We start from the raw sequence: 17681 nt of genomic DNA on the forward strand, positions 1-17681 counted from the left end.
CGTTAAGCGATGAGTAGATTTGAAGCTGTAAACTGGAATGCACCGGAAACCGATTATACCGAGCTCTTGTGGACACAGAATACGTCGCAGTTCTGGTTGGATACTGAGATTCCAATCTCGAAGGACTTGAAGTCTTGGGCTAAGATGAGCAGCAAGGAGCAGCTCGCCTACATGCGTGTCTTGGGCGGATTGACACTGCTTGATACGGAGCAGGGCAATGTCGGAATGCCGATGATCGCGCAATTTGTACAGGACAAACAGAAGAAGGCGATTCTGATCTTCCAAGCCGCCATGGAAGAAATCCATGCGAAGAGCTACAGTACGATTTTTACGACGGTAGCCAGCTTGGATATGATCAATGATACGTTCGAATGGGTGAAGGAAAACAAGCACCTGCAATATAAAACTTCGGTCATCGACAGCTTGTACCGCAATATTAAGCCAGGTGATGGACTGAGCTTGTACAAAGCGATGGTGGCATCTGTATTTCTTGAGAGCTTTTTGTTCTATTCAGGATTCTTTTATCCGCTGTTCTTGGCAGGCCAAGGCAAAATGGTCGCAAGCGGTGAGATCATCAAGCTCATTATTCGAGATGAGAGCGTGCATGGCGTGTTCGTGGGCTTGCTAGCGCAAGAAGTCTTTGCCGCGTTGACAGAGGAAGAGAAGCAGGTGGCAGCGGCATTCGTGCCTGAGCTTATGAACGATCTATATCGCAATGAGCTGGAGTACACGGAGATGCTGTATGATGATATTGATCTGACGCATGAAGTGAAAAAATATATTCGTTATAATGCCAATAAAGCATTGATGAACCTTGGGCTTGAGCCGGTATTTGAGGAAGAGGATGTTAACCCTGTTGTGCTGAACGGAATACGTACGGAAACCAGCACACATGATTTCTTCTCAACGAAGGGCAATGGCTACCAGAAGGGCAAGGTCGAGCCATTGCATGATAAAGACTTCTCGCTTCTCAATGATCGCGTGAATCAATCGAATATTTTTTAATGTATTTAGGATGTGTATGTAAGACTATTGAGAATTTTCTCGATAGTCTTTTTTTCTGTATATATAACCTCCCTATACTTCATATCAGCGGGCTTGGTTGCATGGATTGAGCATGTAATCATTAGATAAGCGGGGATACGAAGCTGCTGAAGCGACCGGATGTAAAGGAGCTTACAATCCCTTCTTATTACAGATGCGCATGTATAGGTCACTAGATGAAGTTGCATATTACATACAGGTGATATCCATGTGGAATATAATTGCTTCCCATCTACCGAGTTGGGAAGTTCTCTTTCAAGCACTAATCGTTGTAGCCGTACCTTACCTCTTGTCGAGAATGATGTCTAAAACGCAGTACGCGGATCATCCGCCATCCAAGGAAGAGAGTATGGAGGTCACTTCACAGCGTGACTTTACCGGAAAGCTTAATCATGACTTGGAGCAGGTGAAAAATGAATTTGGACAACAAGCGGATATCAATATCCGATCGTTCTGTCTTGGCCATTCAACACAGCAAGCGGCCCTCCTCTTCGTAAATGGCATTTCTGATCGTGAGTTGATTGATCAGCATATATTGAAGTCGCTTATGTGTGATCTTGCCTATGGTGATAACCATCAAGCGGAGAATGTCACTTATCCTATTACAAAGCAGTATCTAAAAGACCATGTGTTGGCGGTAGGTGTCATTAAAGAAGTCGATCGGGTGGCGGATGTAAAAACCGAGCTGCTAAGAGGTCATGCTGCCCTCATGTTGGACAATAGCACTTCAAAGGTCATTATTCTTGGGACACGAAAAGAGATTACAAGAAGCGCTGGCGAACCCTCTTCTGAGATTCTCGTAAGAGGTCCACGCATGGGCTTTAACGAAAGCATCTGTGATAATACGACTCTGCTGCGGCAGCACGGGGAGAAAGCAGATCTGACTATCGTACAAATTCGTGTAGGGGAGCGGGTGGAGAAAGAGCTGGCCATCGCATATATCAAGGATGTTGCTGATGAAGACCTCGTGCAAGAAGTCCGTAATCGCATTGAGAATATTACTCTCGATGATATTCAAGATACAGGCTATATTGAGCAGCTTATTGAAGACAACTTCTTGTCGCCGTTTCCGCAAATTCAGAGCACGGAAAGGCTTGATCGTGTAGTTAGCGCGTTGATGGAAGGCAGAGTAGCAATCTTGCTTGATGGAACGCCGTTCGTCTTAACGGTGCCTACGACCTTCAACATGCTGCTGCAATCACCTGAGGACTATTATGAGCGCTGGATTCCAGGTACTCTAGTTCGTATCCTAAGATACTTTGCTGCCTTTGTATCCACGTTTGGACCATCATTGTACATATCGTTTATTTCTTTTCATCAGGGGCTTATTCCCACGAAGCTTGCACTTTCTATAGCGGATACTCGAAGTGGTGTCCCTTTTCCATCCTTAATTGAAGTTCTCATTATGGAGGTAGCTTTAGAAATTCTTCGTGAGGCAGGACTTCGTCTTCCTAAGCCCATTGGGCAGACCATAGGGATTGTAGGCGGTCTTGTTATTGGTGAAGCAGCAGTACAAGCTGGCATTGTAAGTCCGTTGATGGTTATCGTGGTGGCAGTTACTGCGATTTCTTCCTTTGCGATTCCCCAATATAATGCCGGCATTGCACTAAGGATTCTTCGATTTATTGCTATGTTTTTTGCAGCTATATTTGGCTTGTATGGAGTGGTCCTATTTTTCTTACTCCTCTGCAGTCATATGGCGAAATTGAATAGCTTCGGGGTTCCTTATATTAGTCCAGCCGTTCCGTATCGTTTACAGGATTGGAAGGACTTCATAGTACGGGCACCGCTTAAGTTGATGAAGCGAAGACCGAAGATGATGAAAACCAACAATCCGATACGCAAGGAGTGAGAGGGTGAAGTTCAATAATCAGGAGAGCCTAACGACTCAACAAACAGTCATGATCATAACCAATTTCATCCTTGGCATCGGCATTCTCACATTGCCTAGAGCAGCTGCCGAAAAAGTAAAAACCCCAGATATTTGGCTTTCCATCATTATAGGCGGATTAATTGCCATGCTGGCTGGGGTTGTTATTGTGAAATTAAGCCAACAGTTTCCTAAAAAAACGTTTTATGAATACAGTCAAGATATTTTAGGTAAGTGGCTCGGATGCTTGCTCAACCTGATTGTCGTCGGATACTTCGTGGCGATGTCTAGCGTCATGCTGCGCGCAATGGCAGAGGTCAATATACTTTTCTTGTTGGAAGGCACCCCGCGATGGGCCATGATCATCGCATTTATGTGGGTAGGCTTCTATCTTGTGATTGGAGGATTATCAGCGATAACACGGCTTTTTCAATTGATTTTCCCCATTACCGTTATCATTTTTTTTATGATAGCGGGTATGAGTTTAAAGGTTTTTGATATTAACCATTTGCGACCCGTGTTGGGACTTGGCTTAGGTCCTGTTCTAAAGGGAGTACAATCCACAGCTCTTTCCTTTGGAGGCTTTGAAATTATGCTTTTTTTGGTGGCCTTTATGAGAGATCCGAAGAAAGCCAACAAAGCAGTGTTATTTGGAATTGGTATTCCAGTGATTATTTATGTAACAACAGCGCTTATGGTTATTGGAGCATTGAGTGTTGATGGCGTAATCAGTCTTACGTGGCCAACGATTACCTTGATCAAGAGCATTGAATTTCCGGGTATATTTTTCGAACGATATGAGTCTCTATTGCTTGTGATATGGATGATGGAGATTTTTACGACCTTTGTCATTACGCACTATACGGCAGCCATGGGTTTTGCACAAAGCTTTAAGAAAGAATTACGACCATTTTTGTATTTTCTTATGCCGGTCATTTATATCGTTGCCTTGCTCCCGGTTGATATCAATGAATTGTTTGCATTAAGCAATGGCGTTGGAAATGCAGGGTTAGTCCTATTTGTTTTCCTTCCAATCGTACTGCTTGGCATTGCAAAGTTAAGGGGAGGGAGGACATGAGTTGGGATAAAGTAAAGAAACGAGCTCCAAAGTTTTTGATTATGCTTGCTGTATTGGTGGTGATTACGGGATGCTGGAGCCGGAGGGAAATAGAGGATTTGGGAATGACCATTGGTGCTGCTGTCGATATAGGAGAAGAGACCAAGATAGAAGAAGCCTTCGAAGAACAAGGCGGCGATTACGAGAAACGTAATGTCCTGACATTAACGTATCAAGTCGTGCTTCCCGGCCAAAGTGGTGGGCTGGCGGTAACTGGTGGAGGGCGGAAAAATTATAAAAACATTTCGGTTACAGGGGATTCATTCTACGAGGTTACTCGTGAAATTCCATTGATGAGGGGTCGCCCTATTTTTGGACAGCACTACAAAGTCATTGTCATCAGCGATAAAGTTGCTCAACAGGTTAGTATGAAGCATCTTTTTGATTTTTTTATTCGAGAACAGGAATTTCGTCCAAGCTGTCTTGTGCTTATATGCAAAGGAGAAGCCAAGCAAGCGCTGGATCATAAGGATAAGAGCGACTTTCCTTCTACACGGCTTCTAGCCATGACGAATAATCAGTACAGAAGCAGCCGTATATTGCCCCCGGTATCTCTGTCCAAGCTGCTGCCTGAGATCAACTCGTCTTCTACTTTCCTGCTGCAAAATGTTATAACGGCGGACGGGGAAATCAAGTTTGCGGGAGCTGCTGTTATCTATGGCAAGACCGGTAAACTCATTGGATTCCTTAAGGAAGAAGAGCTTGAGGCTGTCAATTGGCTCTCCGGAAAAGTGGAAGGAGGGGTTGTCAAATCTTATGATGAGGACACTGGGCAGACTATAGTCTATGAGCTGACTTCACTTAAAACCAAAATTCGACCCCATTTGAATAAAGGGCGAATATCCTTCGATATTGAGATGGACTCTGAGGGACGCCTTGGTGAGAGATGGAATGAGGGCGATGATTTTGACAGCCATTCTATGAAGCAGATCGAAAAGAACACCATTAGACAAATGAGTAAGCGAATTGATGAGTTGCTCAATAAAGCACAGAAGGAGTATCGAGCAGATGTTATTGGGCTAAGCGAATATGTAAGAATTTATTATCCGCGAACATGGGAAAAAATAAAGTCGAACTGGGACGACGTATTTGCGGAAGCTGAGATACGATATCAGATAAAGGCGAAAGTAAAGGAATTCGGTACAACAAGTATAAAAGTTCAAGAATAGCGGCCATAATGTGTAGTTCTTAGAAAGGCTGCATCCATGCTGATACCCTAGGAACCTCTTCCTGAATGAGGTTCCTAGGGTGATCTTTTTTTGTGAGTTAAATAAGCAGAGCTTTAATGAATATGTTGCGTCTATGGAAGAGTCTCATGAAAAATAGGCTGTGGGGGTATTCAAAAAAGAGTTGACACAATATAGGGGTAGGGGGTATATTGAATTCAAGGCTTAAAGAACACGGTTCAGCATTACATGTGGAGCCGGTGGGCTAGATCTAGCTGCCAGATGCTCATGAGGCTGTCTTCTGTGTATGACAGAAGGCGGCTGATATAAGCATCTCATGGCAGAAGAATATCCTGCACCCTGTTATATAGGGTGTGGGGGTATAAGTGGTGAATGCACATCTTTTTACGGTCCTATTTTAATTCCATATAAAGGAGACGATAATCATGACAAATGTTGTGTTGAAAGTGAACGGAATGTCTTGTAATCACTGCGTGAATTCGATTGAGGGCGCTTTGAAGGAGATTGGAGTGGAAGGTAAAGTGGACCTCGGAGAAGGGACAGTTGCTGTCGCGTTCGATGAGAATCAATTAACGCTGGATGCGGTTAAGGAAGTAATCGAGGATCAGGGCTACGATGTAGCGTAATGTATGGACGAAGGGAAAGAGGTGACCACACATGGAAGCAAGCAAGGCAGCTGATAAACAAACGTCGCTGCAGATCACGGGCATGACCTGCGCGGCTTGTGCAAACCGAATTGAAAAAGGTCTGAATAAGCTCGAAGGGGTATCGGAGGCGAACGTGAACTTTGCTTTGGAGCGGGCGACGGTATCGTATGATCCAAGCAAGATTGACGTAGCGGTGATGGAGGAGCGCATTCACAAGCTCGGATATGACACGGTAAAGGAAGCCGTTGATCTTGAGCTGACCGGCATGACCTGCGCAGCTTGTGCCACAAGAATTGAGAAGGCATTGAATAAGCTGCCAGGCGTAAGCAAGGCGAATGTGAACTTTGCAATGGAGACCGCCCATGTAGAGTATAATCCTGCGGACATTAACATCGGGGAAATGCAGCAGCGTGTGGAGAAGTTAGGCTACAAAGCTGCGCCTAAGCAGGAGAAGGGAGATCCAACGGAGCATCGCCAGCAGGAGATCACGCGTCAGAAGCGCAAGCTGCTCGTATCCTCGATCCTGTCGCTGCCGCTGCTGTGGTCGATGGTCAGCCATTTCTCCTTTACTTCATGGATTTGGATCCCCGATCTCTTCATGAATCCGTGGTTCCAATTGATTCTGGCTACGCCGGTTCAATTCTATATCGGCAAGCCGTTCTACGTAGGGGCATATAAAGCGCTTCGCAACGGCAGCGCAAACATGGACGTACTCGTATCGCTCGGAACGTCAGCCGCTTACTTCTACAGCTTGTATCTGACGATTGATTGGTTCTTGCAAGGAGGCAGCGCGCATCACGGACCTGCCATGTATTACGAGACCAGTGCGGTGTTGATTACGCTGGTGCTTATGGGCAAGTTGTTCGAATCGCTAGCGAAGGGCCGAACGTCTGAGGCGATTAAGTCCTTGATGGGGCTGCAGGCCAAGACGGCGTTAGTCATTCGCAATGACGAGGAGCTAACGATTCCCGTTGATGAAGTGATTGTCGGAGATGTTGTGCTTGTACGCCCCGGCGACAAAGTGCCTGTTGACGGCGAAGTGCTGGAGGGCATCTCTTCCGTGGATGAATCGATGCTGACAGGCGAGAGCATACCGGTTGAGAAGAAAGCGGGAGACGCCGTTATTGGCGCGACGATCAACAAGAACGGGATGCTGCGGATTAGAGCAACGAAGGTTGGGAAGGAGACGGCGCTTGCCCAGATCATCAAGGTGGTGGAAGAGGCTCAGGGCTCAAAAGCGCCAATCCAACGCATTGCAGATGTAATCTCAGGTATTTTCGTACCGATCGTAGTGGGGATTGCGGTTGTTGCTTTTCTTGTATGGTACTTCCTTGTTGCGCCTGGAGACTTTGCTGAAGCCTTGGAAAAAGCGATTGCGATTCTTGTTATCGCATGTCCTTGTGCGCTTGGCCTAGCGACGCCGACTTCGATTATGGCGGGTTCCGGTCGTGCTGCTGAGTTCGGAATCCTGTTCAAAGGCGGAGAGCATCTCGAGCAGACGCACAAGATCGACACGATCATTTTAGATAAAACAGGTACGGTTACAAAAGGCAAGCCGGAGCTTACGGATGTGATGACAGAGAGTAATGAAGCGGATTTCCTTAGACTGGTTGGCGCGGCGGAGAAGAACTCGGAGCATCCGCTCGCGGAAGCGATTGTGGAAGGCATTAAGGCGAAGCAGATTGACCTTCCATCCACAGCATCCTTTGAAGCGATACCAGGATACGGCATTCAAGCTGTCGTGGAGGGCCGTGAGCTGCTCATTGGCACACGACGCCTGATGGAGAAGTACGAGGTTGACGCGAAGCGTGCTTATGATGCGATGTCTACGCTCGAAGAATCCGGCAAGACAGCGATGCTGGTCGCAATTGATAAGCAATATGCAGGCTTGGTTGCGGTAGCAGATACAATTAAAGAAAGCTCTAAGGACGCAGTCAGCCGTCTGAAGGGCATGGGCATTCAGGTCATCATGATTACGGGAGACAATGAGCGTACTGCGAAGGCGATTGCAGCTCAGGTCGGAATTGACCATGTGCGTGCCGAGGTTCTGCCTGAAGGCAAGGCAGAAGAAGTGAAGAAGCTGCAGGCCGAAGGCCAAAAGGTCGCGATGGTCGGAGACGGCATCAATGACGCGCCTGCGCTTGCAACCGCGGATATCGGAATGGCGATCGGCACAGGGACGGACGTTGCGATGGAAGCGGCGGATGTTACGCTGATGCGCGGCGACCTGTCCAGCATTCCAGATGCGATCTATATGAGTCGCAAGACAATGCAGAATATTAAGCAGAATCTGTTCTGGGCCCTTGGCTACAATACGCTTGGTATTCCGATCGCAGCCATTGGATTGTTGGCACCGTGGGTAGCCGGTGCAGCGATGGCATTAAGCTCGGTATCAGTAGTCCTTAATGCGCTTCGTCTACAGCGGGTGAAGATTCGCCATTGATGCTGGTTCGACAACGGTTGGGGGGAGAAGAATCATGGGAGAAAAGACGGTCATTGCAGTAAGTTCCCCGATTCAAGTTGGGGGCAGCCTGTTTACGCCAGAGCAGCTGGAGCGGATAGGGACGATTGTCGGCTCCAGCTCCAAGATTGAGATGACACCGTTCCGACAGCTGTATGTTGAGGTTGCAGCTGAGGATCGGGATATGATTGCGGAAGAACTCATGCGAGCAGGCCTTGAGGTGCATCCGGCTGGGTTTGTCACCAAAAGCTTGATCGCATGCAACTTCTGCAAGGGGGCAGAGGATGCGGGACTTGCTGCGGCTGTTCGCTTGAATGAAGCAATAGCCGGTATCGAGACGCCGACGCCAATGAAGATCGGTTATGCAGGCTGCGCGCTTGGAACAAGCGAGCCGCTGCTTAAGGATATCGCCATCGTCAAAATGAGAGACCGCTTCGATCTGTATGTCGGCGGAGAGCCCAAGGGACTGAAGACTTCATTTGCAGAGCTGCTCGCAGCAGGATTAGTGGAGGAACAGCTTGTGCCCGCAGTACTCGCGATCATTCATTTTTACAAGGCAAATGCAAAAGGGAAAGAGAAGTTTAAGAAATTTATTCTTCGCATTTCCCTTGAAGAGTTGAAGAAAGCTGCGATTGAAGAGAATCTGGATGTAAAGGGAATTGCCCAGAGTTAATGGAAGCGCAGCGCTGGAAATAAACGCAAATGTGCGATAGGAGTGTTATCCCATGACTAAGCCATTAAAGATTTACTCGATCCCAACGTGCAGCGACTGCAATTATGCCAAGCGTTATTTCAAGGAAAATGATATCTCTTACACCGATTATAACTGCGAGGAAAATGTGCAGTATGCGAAGGAAGTACTGGAATTGACCGGAAAGCAAATCGTGCCGACCATCGTCATTGGTGATAACGTGTTTATTGGCTTTGCGGAGAATTTGAAGGCGATTAGTGAATTGGTGAGATGATGGCATGAATAGATAAGGCCCTCTGAGAATCGGGACTGCCCCCTGTTTGTGAGACAGAGATCAGTCCCTTACGGCTTTCAGGGGCTTTTTTTGTTGGCCTCCTCCATAAGAGCGACATCCAGCGGAACATATCATATATGGAGTGCCGATTAGAAGTTAGATGGGAGATGATTATGTGCCTTGTTCTCTCGTCGACAGACCACCACGATGCTGGGATGGTCTTCGCCAATTGAATCTTTATTCCAGCTTCCATACCATGCCTCAAGGTGTAAGCCGGCTTGTGCCAGCAAGAGCTTCAGCTCCTGCGGATATGTAAATCGAAGATGAATGCGAGCTTCATCCGTAGAATGCTCTCCATCGCGAAGCTCTGTCATGCGATAGGTCGTATTATGCTGAATTTGGGTGACGGGATCGTATTGACTGTCGTAGTAGACATTGCAGGTCTGATCAAGCAGATCCTTGTACGTGTAGGCCAAGTCCTCGCGCGAGGATTGAGCCAGCTCGTTTCTTGAAGGAAAACGAAGATCGAAGATCAGCAGTCCGTCAGGCGCAAGGTTCTGGCGAATTCGAGTCAGCAGCTGCAGCTGTTCCTCCTGAGTCAAAAAGTGCTGGAAGCTGTTGCCGACCATCACAAAGGCATCTGCCTGTTGCTCGAGTTCTAGCTGCAGGGCATCTGTCTGTCTCCACTCGATATCCAGATTCCGAGCCGCAGATTTGCCCTTGGCCGCCTCAAGCATCCCTTCTTGAAGATCAATCCCCAGCATGCGGTAGCCAGCTTCCGCTAATGGCAGGGTCAAGCGTCCCGTTCCGCAGGCGAGGTCAACGATTGTTCTTGCCTCCTTGGGCAGATGCTGCAGGATAAGCGCCAGCTCATGATGCCCTTGATTTTCTTGATCATAACGATTCGGATCGGTGTATTCCTCCATATTATCAAACATAGGAAGCCCTCCATGCAGTTGTAAATGATGATGAGTCTGTCATATCACATATATCCTTGTATTTTATTGGAGAGTAGATTGGGCGTCTAGGTATTATTTGATTATGATTAATATTCACCAGCTTGACGGAAGGGTGAACATGAAAAAAGACCTCACCTTAAGCGGTGAAGTCTTATCTACAGTGCTGCATTTGTATCGAAGCACCTTAGGATAGGTATCCGATCAGACGTAATTACCTTACAAATTTCACTTTCTCGGCAACGGGCTTGTATTCCTTATCCTTCGGCTCAGCTGTTTTCTTGCCAAAAGGCATCTGTGCGATGAGCTTCCAGGATGCAGGAATATCCCACTGCTGCTTCACTTCATCGTCGATCAATGGATTGTAATGCTGGAGGTTGGCCCCAAGTCCTTCCGCCTCCAATGCTGTCCAGATCACGAGCTGCAGCATGCCTGATGACTGCTGGGACCAAGTCGGGAAGTTATCTTTGTAAGTCGGGAATTGCTCTTGCAGGGATGCTACGACAGCCATGTCCTCGAAAAAGAGCACCGTTGCATATCCGCTCTTAAATCCGTCCATGCGCTGCTGTGTGGGCTCGAAGCTGTCCGCAGGGACAATGCTGCGAAGCGTCTCAGTCGTGATTGTCCACAGCTTGTCGTGGTGCTCACCGAACAGCACAACCACTCTTGCCGTTTGGGAATTGAAGGCTGATGGGGTATGCTGAACCGCTTCTTCAATGATGCTTTGAATCTTGTCATCGGGGACAACCGATTCCTTGCTCAGACCATAGATGGACCGGCGGCCTTTTAATACGTGCAGGAATGCTTGAGACGATAATTCATTTGTCATGGAATGTACCTCCAGAAATAGCAAAGATATTGTTAGTGTGTCTCAATTTCACTACAGCATACATGAGTAGATCCAATTGTTAGGTTTTGTTTATGTCATATTATACATATATACTTACAAAAAACAAACCCTTGAACAACTTATTTGTCGTTCAAGGGTTTTCTCAGGCCTGTTCATTTGTAGTGGAGCGGTCAAGTGAGATCAAGGAGCATAAGATGCTGCTGATCCGAGCTACGTAGCGAATGATGCATGCTTATGGCGCACGCCAATCCATATTTCACTATATACCTGCTGCAAGTTGGACATGTCTCCTGTAAATGAAATCTCAGGTACATCGATCAGCTCGTAGCGGGACGAAGGAAGCCACTCGGAAGCAATCTTGGCCCATGTATCCTGCATGGTCTTCGGGAAAGGGCCTTCGGAGCTGAAGACCGCCCATGTGCAGGCTGGCACTTCAACGACCTCGAAGCCGTCGAAGTCCGTGTCAAGCGTCGTCATGGAGCCGATCAAGTGATCGAGTTCTCCCTTCTCCTCATGCCGGCCTTCTTCGAAATGGTAAGAGGCATTCACAACGGTGCTTACCTCTGTGTTCCGATAGCTTTGCAGCTTCATTCTTTGCTCGGCTGTAATCGACTGCATCAGCTTAACAATCTCCGGATTCTCACCCTCAAACATGATAGGTACCCTTTTTTTCACGCCTACAAGCTTAAATGCTTCTTTATGTTCGATGCGATAGTTCATATCCACGCCTCCTTTGACGGTAAGTTGGAAGGTCATACGTGGAAACAGCTTTAGCTGAGACGAGCTCTTCACCTCAGATGGGTTCATGCCGCACCATTCCTTGAAGGCTCTAGTGAATCCATCCGCGGAATGGTACCCATACTTAATCGCAACATCGATGACTCTGACAGATTCATGCTGCAGTTCTAAGCTGGCCTCGGACAGCCTGCGATTGCGGACATAGGTATTCAGCGACATCCCGGATAAATAGGAGAATAATCTGCGAAAATGGTACGTCGAAGTGCCGGCCAGCAGTGCTATCTTGTCGTCATCCAGTTCCTCATCAAGATGGGCTTCAATATAAGCCAGCGCCTGATTCATGTCTCTAAGCATATCCAATGTATATCCCTCCTTACAGCATTCATTGTAGCGGGGTCGGAAGTCGGAGATCCGACTTATTAGGTATGAGAATGGTCGATTATGAGGGTAGAAGGATAAGTGGTATCCTTATCAATATGATGTTGATTATACGTATTAACCTCTCATGAATAAACCAGATCAGCTACAAATATAGAAGTTCGGAAAGGAGCCATCCCATGAATCTTGACACCTACCTAAGAAGAATTGAATTGGACAAGGGCCGCATTCCTTCCTTTGATCAATATCCCTTTACTCTTAAAGTCATTCAGCATCTTCAGTCATTGGAGCTTCATCCCAAAGTAACTTATATTATAGGCGAAAATGGGATGGGCAAGTCCACCCTGATGGAGGCGATTGCGGTCGCGTTGGGTTTTAATCCAGAAGGGGGAACGCGGAACTTTACGTTTTCGACCGCTGCAACCCATTCCCGCCTTCATGAATATATGAAGCTCGTGAGGGGCGTAAGCAAGCCAAAGGATGGCTTCTTTTTTCGAGCAGAGAGCTACTACAATCTAGCCACCAATATCGATGAGATGGATCGGGAGTGGTCTTTTGGTCCGCCAATTAAGGATTCGTACGGCGGCAAGTCACTGCATGAGCAGTCGCATGGCGAATCGTTCTTCGCCACCTTCGTCCATCGCTTTGGAGGCCAGGGATTATATGTGCTGGACGGAAGGGAGGCAGCACTGTCTCCCTTCCGTCAATTGGCGATGTTATCTCGCATGCATGAGCTCGTGCAGCAGCAATCCCAGTTTATTATCGCGACGCATTCTCCGATCTTAATGGCTTATCCGGATTCTATAATCTATGAGCTTACTTCAGATGGAATAGCAGTCAACGTGCTGGAAGAAACGGACCATTTTCTCATTATGAAGGAATTCGTGAATAACAAAGAGCGAATGCTCACTGAGTTATTCAGGCCGTAAAGCGTGAAGGGACATCAATGAAATTCAAGTGTTGAAGGAGGAATAGGTATGAAAGGGCTGCGCAGCGGTGATCTGAGCATTCGGCCGCTAACAGAAGCAGATGCTAGCTTACTGGTCAAATGGCTGAGTGATCCACAAGTGCTTGCTTATTATGAAGGGCGGGACCGTCCACATGATCTGGCCCTTGTGCAGGAGCATTTTTATGTGGAAGCAGAAGGGGAGCATCGGTGCATCATCGAGTATCAGGAGGAACCGATTGGGTATATCCAGTATTATGCCATTGAGGAAGAACGCGAGGAATACGGCTATGAGGATCTCACAAGCCGCATGTATGGCATGGACCAGTTCATCGGCGAGACAGACTATTGGAATAAGGGGATTGGCACGAAGCTAATCCAAGCGATGGTGGACTACCTGCATGCTGAAGAGCAGGCTGATATCCTTATCATGGACCCTCAAAGCTGGAATGAGCGGGCGCTCAGAGTCTATGAGAAGTGCGGATTTGTGAAAAAGAAGCTATTGAAGCAGCATGAATGGCACGAAGGAGAGAAAAGAGATTGTTGGCTGATCGAGCATCGAAGATAATTATTACATGACAGCACGATGGGGCGAAGATATCCTCGTCACTATCTTCATATAAGAATATGAAAAAAAGCAGTCTGGAGGTGGAGGGATTCATGCCATGTCCATGCCTGCTTTTAGCTTTTTAACAGGGAAATCTTCAAGTATCCATCGCCAAGTTCCGGCATCAGGAGCTGTCAGTATCGATAGAGCAGATATAAGACATATAAGACAACGATCAGCTTTCACCAGCATACGTTATCCTACAATTCTCCATTCCTACAAAACGGAGTAGTAGGCTGTTGCATAATGGATCAGCTCCTTTTCTGTTGCTGCCGCCCCTTTGAGCTTGTGAAGAAAGGGGGAGTTTGATCGGCTATCGGAATATAGCGTTTCCGGCCGCATGATGAACGATTCTGTATTAGGCACGAAGCTGGAAGCGCGATTGGTAAGAGCAGCACGCGGCTTGATATGAGCATTCATGTCCAGTGCTTTTTGTCCAACATGCACGCTGCGTTGGCTGAGCTGCCGATAGGAGATAAACTTATGTATGATCGCCCTATACAGGCGTGCCTGAATACGATTCTCCATCAAATTCATAAGCACTGTATGCACAAGCTTTCGCTGCTCCGTGCTCCAACGATGGCCCCTCTGCTCGAATATCTCCCATGCCTCGCTCAAAGTGCATGCACGAAATGCGCGCAAGAAGCTGCCCCAGCGAATAACATCTTCTCGCTTCGTTCCGCTGGACAACAGGCAATGTCCAATCCCTTGATAGATGCCGCACGTCATCCGCAGAATCCCATATCGCTTATACTGAAGCCTACCCGATGCTTCATCGATGCCGTCTGGCTCATCCCATGCATACAGCTCAATGCGTGATAACCGTTTTGTCTGCAATGGCTTCTCCTCCTATCCCAGCACTGCTTGAGAATCATCCTTCGTGTACTTAGCCCCATTAATAGGTTTGGTACATGCAAGATTCGAACGAACAGGTAATGATTGCTGTTTCCAAGATTACTAAACATCATAAAAGACTTTGTGTGCTGCTGTAAAAGCCATGAATCGGGTGACATTTTCAAATACGGGGAAGTTTGTGCCAATAAAGTTCAAATGTTCTGTTAAACAGAATTATATCTAATGTTTTCTCATGATTACTCCCGTTTTAGATGAATTTTACATTCGTTTTGTCGATGTTGGCAAGCTTATGGGAAGGGCATTGCTTCATTGCACAACGATTTTCTGTCATTTTCAATAAAATGAAAACCTTTATGAAAAAACGAGATTTTTGCAGATAAAGCGTTAATTGATTGTAAAATTCACGAATTAGCTGTAAAAGCGGCTTAATTCACGCTTAAAAATCAATTATCCTGCTTTGCAAGTCCTGAACGAAGAGAGTATGATTCATCTCATGAATTGAAACTCACAGGCAGTACGCTGAATGCTCCATCGGGAGCGCGGGGGAACCATATTCGTGAATCTCTTTCTTCGGGGTGAGAGCCGAAGGACTGGGACACTTGGGGTGAATCGGTAGAGAAGGACCATGGCCTTCTCCATACTGTAGGGCGACTCTCACTGCCCGAATCCGACAGCTAACCTCGCAAGCGTTGTGGAGAGAGGAGAATCAAAACGAGAGCGAAGGAAGCTAGTTACGTCGCGATAATGCGACGCAGACTCGTGTGTAACGTACACCGTACATGTAACAAGTAATGTTTGATGAGAACATATTGTATCCACATTTGTGGATCCTTTTGAATCGCTGAGTCCCTAGACATAGGGAGCGGGGGAACCAACCGTGGCCGGCTCGTTGATAGACGAGAGATGCGTCCACATGGGGTGAGTCTCGAGCAATCGAGTAGGGCTACTCTTTGAGCCCGAATCCGACAGCTAACCTCGTAAGCGTACAGAGAGGCAACTTGCTAACCGCGCATATTAGACACGGTCTTGTTTGGCTGTGACTGAAGAAGCATGGAGAGGAGTTCCTCTAAGCCATGCTTCTTTTTTGTTGCCTTTTAACGGGCAGTTGGTGGGAGTTGTCTCATGATGGAGACAGATAACAGGAGGTTCGTCATGAATGATTTCATAATGATTGTACTGGTAGGCTTGCTTGCAGCACTTATGCTGGGGCTGACTACATGGGCATCACATGCCACAGAAGAAGGAAGGGATCTAAGATGATGTGGGTGCTTGCTGTGATCATCATCGCAATCTTCTTGTATCTGGGCTATGCCCTGATTAACCCGGAGAAATTCTAGAATGATTCATTAAGGAGCGATTCAAGTGACGACCATGGCTTGGATTTCAGTAGCATTACTTCTGTTGATCGCGTGTCTGCTGGCACGCCCGACAGGTCATTATATAGCCCACGCATTCAGCAATGAACGCACGGGGCTCGACCGCTGGTTCGGCCCCTTGGAGAATCTGATTTACCGATTGTGCGGCATTCGCCAAGAGAACCAAAGCTGGAAGCAATATGCGATGTCAGTGGTTCTAAGCAATACGTTAATGATCTTAATCGTATACACGATTTTCCGAATACAAGGCATGCTGCCGCTCAATCCGAGCGGAGTAGCATCTATGGAGCCGTCCTTAGCCTTTAATACTGCGATTAGCTTTATGACCAACACGAATCTGCAGCATTACAGCGGAGAGACAGGATTATCCTACCTTTCGCAAATGATCGGCATCGTATTTATGATGTTTGTTGCGCCGGCATCGCTCTTATCCGTTGCGATCGCGTTCATTCGCGGGCTGGCAGGCAAGCCGCTAGGCAATTTCTTTGTCGATCTTGTAAGAGGCATTACAAGAATACTCCTGCCAATTGCCTTTGTGGCAGCCCTAGTCTTTGTTGCGCTGGGTGTACCGCAAACACTGGAGCCTACCGCAGTGGTGAAGACGGTGGAAGGCGCAACGCAAGAGATTGCACGCGGACCGGTTGGCTCATTCTTAGCCATTAAGGAGCTCGGCAACAACGGGGGTGGATTCTTCGGCGTCAACTCAGCCCACCCATTTGAGAACCCGGGCGCCATCAGCAATATGCTGCAAATGCTGTTGATGCTGCTTCTTCCAACCTCGCTGCCATTTACGTATGGCATTATGGTGGGCAACAAGAAACAAGGCCGCGTACTCTTTGTGTCGATGGCCATGATGTTTCTCTTATTCTTAGGGATCTCGATAGCCAGTGAGCAAGCAGGCAATCCTGCGCTGCACGCGCTTGGCGTTAATCAGATGCAAGGCTCAATGGAAGGAAAAGAAGTGCGCTTTGGCCTTGCGCAGTCTGCTATGTATTCTGTAGTTACGACGGCATCTGAGACGGGTGCTGTAAACAATATGCATGATACGCTGACGCCGCTTGGAGGCTTGATCACGATTGCCAACATGATGCTGAACACTGTATTTGGCGGTGTTGGCGCTGGCTTCTTGAACGTGCTGATGTATGCCATGATTGCCGTGTTTTTATCAGGCCTTATGGTTGGGCGCACACCAGAGTTCTTGGGCAAGAAAATTGAAGGCAGGGAAATGAAGCTGATCGCGGTGACGATGCTCATTCACCCGTTCCTGATTCTAATTCCAACTGCAATTGCACTGTTCACCAATGCCGACACGATCTCGAATGCAGGATTCCACGGATTGACACAGGTGATGTATGAATACACCTCATCTGCTGCCAACAACGGATCAGGATTCGAAGGGCTTGGGGATGCGACAAGCTTTTGGAACCTAACAACGGGGATTGTCATGTACCTTGGCCGTTTCTGCTCGGTTATTACGATGCTCGCGGTTGCCGGCTCACTAGCAGCGAAGAAGCCTGTGCCGGAAACGAGCGGAACGTTCCGTACAGACAACGCCTTGTTTGCAGGAGTATTCCTGGTGGCCGTGTTAATTGTAGGTGCCTTGACCTTCTTCCCGGCGCTTGTGCTGGGACCTATTGCTGAGCAATTGACCTTATTGTCATAGATCGGAATTACATTGGAGGAG

16 protein-coding genes and 2 riboswitches are annotated in these 17681 nt (G+C 47.4%); of the genes, 12 read left to right on the forward strand and 4 right to left on the reverse strand.

The features are described 5' to 3' along the window. Positions 1–9: 9 nt before the first annotated feature. The 8 genes from nrdF to B9Y93_RS15485 all read left to right on the forward strand — a co-directional run bounded on the left by nrdF (position 10) and on the right by B9Y93_RS15485 (position 9291). Entirely contained in the window at positions 10–1005 is a 996-nt protein-coding gene (gene nrdF, locus B9Y93_RS15450) for a class 1b ribonucleoside-diphosphate reductase subunit beta (protein ID WP_085495639.1), read from the forward strand. Between the two features lie 337 nt (positions 1006–1342). After that, positions 1343–2896, forward strand: a complete 1554-nt coding sequence (locus B9Y93_RS15455) for a spore germination protein (protein WP_425320350.1) — start codon at positions 1343–1345, stop codon at positions 2894–2896. 4 nt (positions 2897–2900) lie between these two features. Next, positions 2901–3992: a spore germination protein gene (locus B9Y93_RS15460; protein ID WP_085495643.1), complete on the forward strand. Its 1092-nt coding sequence runs from the start codon at positions 2901–2903 to the stop codon at positions 3990–3992. Further along, positions 3989–5200 (forward strand): Ger(x)C family spore germination protein, encoded by a 1212-nt coding sequence (locus B9Y93_RS15465; RefSeq protein WP_085495645.1) that lies wholly within the window; start codon positions 3989–3991, stop codon positions 5198–5200. Before B9Y93_RS15460 ends, B9Y93_RS15465 begins: the two co-directional genes overlap by 4 nt. 443 nt (positions 5201–5643) lie before the next feature. Beyond that, entirely contained in the window at positions 5644–5844 is a 201-nt protein-coding gene (locus B9Y93_RS15470; RefSeq protein WP_085495646.1) for a cation transporter, read from the forward strand. 31 nt (positions 5845–5875) lie between these two features. Continuing rightward, entirely contained in the window at positions 5876–8308 is a 2433-nt protein-coding gene (locus B9Y93_RS15475; protein WP_085495648.1) for a heavy metal translocating P-type ATPase, read from the forward strand. A gap of 34 nt (positions 8309–8342) precedes the next feature. Beyond that, entirely contained in the window at positions 8343–8999 is a 657-nt protein-coding gene (locus B9Y93_RS15480) for an NAD(P)/FAD-dependent oxidoreductase (RefSeq protein WP_085495650.1), read from the forward strand. A 52-nt stretch (positions 9000–9051) separates the two neighbouring features. Next, entirely contained in the window at positions 9052–9291 is a 240-nt protein-coding gene (locus B9Y93_RS15485; protein ID WP_085495652.1) for a glutaredoxin family protein, read from the forward strand. Between the two features lie 149 nt (positions 9292–9440). Here B9Y93_RS15485 and B9Y93_RS15490 read toward each other — a convergent pair whose 3' ends face one another. The 3 genes from B9Y93_RS15490 to B9Y93_RS15500 all read right to left on the reverse strand — a co-directional run bounded on the left by B9Y93_RS15490 (position 9441) and on the right by B9Y93_RS15500 (position 12189). Beyond that, entirely contained in the window at positions 9441–10229 is a 789-nt protein-coding gene (locus B9Y93_RS15490) for a class I SAM-dependent methyltransferase (protein WP_085495654.1), read from the reverse strand. Between the two features lie 232 nt (positions 10230–10461). Further along, complete coding sequence (locus B9Y93_RS15495) at positions 10462–11076, reverse strand: nitroreductase family protein (RefSeq protein ID WP_085495657.1); 615 nt, start codon at positions 11074–11076, stop codon at positions 10462–10464. A 231-nt stretch (positions 11077–11307) separates the two neighbouring features. Then, positions 11308–12189, reverse strand: coding sequence for an AraC family transcriptional regulator (locus B9Y93_RS15500; protein WP_176228959.1), 882 nt, complete (start codon positions 12187–12189; stop codon positions 11308–11310). 203 nt (positions 12190–12392) lie between these two features. On the opposite strand from B9Y93_RS15500, the gene B9Y93_RS15505 reads away from it, so the two are divergent. Further along, positions 12393–13142: an AAA family ATPase gene (locus B9Y93_RS15505; RefSeq protein ID WP_085495661.1), complete on the forward strand. Its 750-nt coding sequence runs from the start codon at positions 12393–12395 to the stop codon at positions 13140–13142. 48 nt (positions 13143–13190) lie between these two features. Next, complete coding sequence (locus B9Y93_RS15510; RefSeq protein ID WP_085495664.1) at positions 13191–13727, forward strand: GNAT family N-acetyltransferase; 537 nt, start codon at positions 13191–13193, stop codon at positions 13725–13727. Positions 13728–13982: 255 nt separating this feature from the next. On the opposite strand, the gene B9Y93_RS15515 is transcribed toward B9Y93_RS15510, so the two are convergent. Continuing rightward, positions 13983–14603, reverse strand: coding sequence for a hypothetical protein (locus B9Y93_RS15515; RefSeq protein ID WP_085495666.1), 621 nt, complete (start codon positions 14601–14603; stop codon positions 13983–13985). Positions 14604–15128: 525 nt separating this feature from the next. Further along, positions 15129–15325: riboswitch (cyclic di-AMP (ydaO/yuaA leader) on the forward strand. 125 nt (positions 15326–15450) lie between these two features. Then, positions 15451–15619: riboswitch (cyclic di-AMP (ydaO/yuaA leader) on the forward strand. Between the two features lie 261 nt (positions 15620–15880). On the opposite strand from B9Y93_RS15515, the gene kdpF reads away from it, so the two are divergent. Further along, the gene (gene kdpF, locus B9Y93_RS25215) at positions 15881–15958 is read left to right on the forward strand and encodes a K(+)-transporting ATPase subunit F (protein ID WP_425320351.1); all 78 of its coding nucleotides are present in this window, start codon (positions 15881–15883) and stop codon (positions 15956–15958) included. Positions 15959–15992: 34 nt separating this feature from the next. Then, positions 15993–17660 (forward strand): potassium-transporting ATPase subunit KdpA, encoded by a 1668-nt coding sequence (kdpA, locus tag B9Y93_RS15525; protein WP_085496099.1) that lies wholly within the window; start codon positions 15993–15995, stop codon positions 17658–17660. The last annotated feature ends 21 nt before the right edge of the window (positions 17661–17681 follow it).

The organism is Paenibacillus aquistagni (genome assembly GCF_900177815.1).
GTDB classification, from domain to species: domain Bacteria; phylum Bacillota; class Bacilli; order Paenibacillales; family Paenibacillaceae; genus Paenibacillus_B; species Paenibacillus_B aquistagni.

Excerpts from the sequence above, each read along its gene's own strand:
- B9Y93_RS15485 (WP_085495652.1), top strand. The coding sequence starts at position 9,052 with ATGACTAAGCCATTAAAGATTTACTCGATCCCAACGTGCAGCGACTGC.
- B9Y93_RS15465 (WP_085495645.1), top strand. The coding sequence starts at position 3,989 with ATGAGTTGGGATAAAGTAAAGAAACGAGCTCCAAAGTTTTTGATTATG.
- B9Y93_RS15480 (WP_085495650.1), top strand. The coding sequence starts at position 8,343 with ATGGGAGAAAAGACGGTCATTGCAGTAAGTTCCCCGATTCAAGTTGGG.
- B9Y93_RS15505 (WP_085495661.1), top strand. The coding sequence starts at position 12,393 with ATGAATCTTGACACCTACCTAAGAAGAATTGAATTGGACAAGGGCCGC.
- B9Y93_RS15475 (WP_085495648.1), top strand. The coding sequence starts at position 5,876 with ATGGAAGCAAGCAAGGCAGCTGATAAACAAACGTCGCTGCAGATCACG.
- B9Y93_RS15510 (WP_085495664.1), top strand. The coding sequence starts at position 13,191 with ATGAAAGGGCTGCGCAGCGGTGATCTGAGCATTCGGCCGCTAACAGAA.
- kdpA (WP_085496099.1), top strand. The coding sequence starts at position 15,993 with ATGGCTTGGATTTCAGTAGCATTACTTCTGTTGATCGCGTGTCTGCTG.
- B9Y93_RS15455 (WP_425320350.1), top strand. The coding sequence starts at position 1,343 with ATGATGTCTAAAACGCAGTACGCGGATCATCCGCCATCCAAGGAAGAG.
- B9Y93_RS15500 (WP_176228959.1), bottom strand. The coding sequence starts at position 12,189 with ATGCTTAGAGACATGAATCAGGCGCTGGCTTATATTGAAGCCCATCTT.
- kdpF (WP_425320351.1), top strand. The coding sequence starts at position 15,881 with ATGTGGGTGCTTGCTGTGATCATCATCGCAATCTTCTTGTATCTGGGC.
- nrdF (WP_085495639.1), top strand. The coding sequence starts at position 10 with ATGAGTAGATTTGAAGCTGTAAACTGGAATGCACCGGAAACCGATTAT.
- B9Y93_RS15495 (WP_085495657.1), bottom strand. The coding sequence starts at position 11,076 with ATGACAAATGAATTATCGTCTCAAGCATTCCTGCACGTATTAAAAGGC.
- B9Y93_RS15470 (WP_085495646.1), top strand. The coding sequence starts at position 5,644 with ATGACAAATGTTGTGTTGAAAGTGAACGGAATGTCTTGTAATCACTGC.
- B9Y93_RS15490 (WP_085495654.1), bottom strand. The coding sequence starts at position 10,229 with ATGTTTGATAATATGGAGGAATACACCGATCCGAATCGTTATGATCAA.